This window comes from candidate division KSB1 bacterium, assembly GCA_022562085.1.
GTDB lineage: Bacteria > Zhuqueibacterota > Zhuqueibacteria > Oceanimicrobiales > Oceanimicrobiaceae > Oceanimicrobium.
Genome location: JADFPY010000467.1, coordinates 1 through 2,641 on the forward strand (window position 1 = coordinate 1; position 2,641 = coordinate 2,641).

At 41.5% G+C, this 2,641-nt stretch carries 4 protein-coding genes; all 4 read left to right on the plus strand.

Translation table 11 applies throughout. The annotated features are described in order from the left end of the window. Positions 1-532 precede the first annotated feature (532 nt). Positions 533-814: a DUF427 domain-containing protein gene (locus IH879_22295; protein ID MCH7677658.1), complete on the plus strand. Its 282-nt coding sequence runs from the start codon at positions 533-535 to the stop codon at positions 812-814. Between the two features lie 310 nt (positions 815-1,124). Further along, entirely contained in the window at positions 1,125-1,772 is a 648-nt protein-coding gene (locus IH879_22300) for a phospholipase (protein MCH7677659.1), read from the plus strand. A 151-nt stretch (positions 1,773-1,923) separates the two neighbouring features. Then, on the plus strand, positions 1,924-2,136 hold the full coding sequence (locus IH879_22305) for a GxxExxY protein (protein ID MCH7677660.1): 213 nt from the start codon (positions 1,924-1,926) through the stop codon (positions 2,134-2,136). A gap of 150 nt (positions 2,137-2,286) precedes the next feature. Then, a partial coding sequence (locus IH879_22310; protein MCH7677661.1) for a hypothetical protein occupies positions 2,287-2,641 on the plus strand: 355 nt, incomplete at its 3' end.

Here is a 2,641-nt window from a genome sequence, read left to right on the forward strand (position 1 = left end):
CTTTTGGAGTTTTGGTTTGAGAAGGATCGGCCCTATTTAAAATGAAAAAACCCGGACCAAGGTTTGATCCGGGTTTGCTGTTTTAGCCCGCTTTTAACCAGGTTGCTCGCGAATCCTGCTGCCATTGCTGGCGACGCTCTTCATCGCGCTTTAATGTAAACGCATAAAATGCGCTTGCTGCAGCGACCAGGAAAATAATCAATATCATCATTTGTACTCCTAACCCGGACAAGCCGGAACCAAAAAAAGAAAATTAAAAAACGCACGCAGAGACGCAAAGATCACGCAAAGGATTTTTCTTTGCGATCCCTTTGCGTCTTCGCGTGAAATCTTTGGTTTTTGTGCAAGAAATTGATTTTTTAGTGACGACTACAATCTTTATTTGATTCAAATTGTTCCCTCTATAAACGGATACCCTGAATGAAAGTTGCCGCTTTCACGAACTTCTTGAATTTGGATATTAAACTCACTATCTTATCAAGATTTTGAAAATTTAATCTCTATTTGATTTGTAATCAGGAGGTACAAAAATATGGCGAAAGCAATTTGGAAAGGTCAAGTTCTGGCCGACAGCGATGCAGTGGAAGAAGTAGAGGGGAATAAATATTTCCCGCCCGCTTCCGTAAACAATGAATATTTCGAGGACAGCAACACCCAGACCGAATGTCCCTGGAAAGGAACAGCCCACTACTACCATATCAAAGTTGATGGCGAAGTAAACGTGGACGCAGCCTGGTACTACCCGAGTCCAAAGGAAGCCGCCAGCAATATAAAAGGACACGTTGCATTTTGGCGCGGCGTTGAGATAGAGTGAGTCTTTATCATTTTTGAAACCCCCAAGACTAATGGAGCGTTTTCGAAATAACATTGCAATGGGTCGGTATTCGGTATAATGTGTTCGGGTGTTAGAAGTGTTAGAGTGTTAAAGACTTTTCTTCCTAAGTTATTTTATTTTAGATACTTGAATTCCTTAACACCTTTAACACCCAAACACCTAAACACTCTCTCCTTAAAACAACCAACCTAAATGAACAGCGCCGCATAATGACAGTTGATAATGGCTCCAAAGAAAAAAAGAAATCCACACAGAATTAAGCTTGAAGATTTCGCGGTTAAAAAAAAAGATGCAAGAAAATCATATCAAAGTAGCGAAAACCGCAAGATATTTTCAGTTAGGCGAAGTCGGCAGCGCCATTAAACAGGTGTGGTTCGTGTGTCACGGCTACGGTCAGTTGGCCGGCTATTTTCTCAAACATTTTGAGTCATTAGCCGATGGCGAAAGATTGATCATCGCCCCTGAAGGTCTTTCGCGTTTTTATATGAACGGATTTTACGGCCGTATCGGAGCTTCCTGGATGACCCGCGAAGATCGGCTGAACGACATCAAAGATTATGTGATTTTTTTGGACGCCGTTTATCGGCAGGTTTTTGAACAAGTGGATCGCTCGTCTGTAAAAGTTTCGGTTTTGGGATTTTCTCAAGGTACGGCCACTGCCAGCCGCTGGGTGAGTCTGGGCGATGTTGAAGCAGACCAGCTCATTCTTTGGGCCGGGTTGTTACCCCCCGAACTTATCGATGAAAACAAGCTTGAAATTTTTAAAAAAATCAAACTTAACCTGGTTGCAGGTGAGAATGACGAGTATGCAAGCGAAGAAAAGATTCTTGAACAAGAAACTCATTTAAAGGAAAACTCGGTTCCTTATAAGTTGATTAAATTCGCAGGGGGTCATGAACTCGATTCAGGCGTGCTTAAAGAGATTGCGACGAGTTAACCTGAGACAATTAATATGAATAACCAGTTACTTCGGCGACTTTCCGTGGTAAAAATAATTTCCACCGAAGCACGCCGAAATTCGCCGAGGTTCACCGAATATGAAATTAATATCTCTATTTTGTTATGTGGAGGGGTGGAATAGCTGAATTATGGGAGATATTCTCTATAAACGGCTCTCGGATGAAACCATAGGTGCGTGTATCGAAGTGCACAAACTTATGGGGCCAAATCTTAGCGAAAAAATTTATGAAGCTTGTGTCCAAAAAGAACTCATCAACCGAGGTTATCACTCAGACAGACAAGAATGGATCGATATTTTTTTCGTGCTTCAAAATGACTTTAAAAAATATAAGCCAGGCTAAATTGACAATTTTAAAAATGAATAAATTCGGTGAGCTTCGGTGACTTCGGCGCAATTCGGTGGGAAAAATTTATTTGTTTTTAAGATTAGAGAATGATTTTGTTTACATGCTTACCTCAACTGGTCATTCATATAATTAATCGGAGGGAAAATGTTTTTTGTACGTTTATTCGTTTTAGTGTTACTTCTTGCGGCGCCACTGCGAGCAGACTACCTTTATAAAACCGTTTTGCTCAGAGCTGCTCCCGGAAAGCTTTTGAATTTGTTGGAGCTTTACAAAAACAGAATGAATTTTTATGATGCTGCCGGCGACGAGAAGCCTTTTATGATGCGCCACAGCCAGGGAGACCAATGGGATCTTTTGCTGCTTTTCCCGATAAAAAACTACCGTGATTATTACTCGCCAGGCCGCATCGAAGATCGGGAGATGGCCGCTCAGAAAATCCAGGCAGATTTTGAGCGAAAATTTAAAGAGTATGTTGCCTGGCACGAAGAACTGTTTGTTT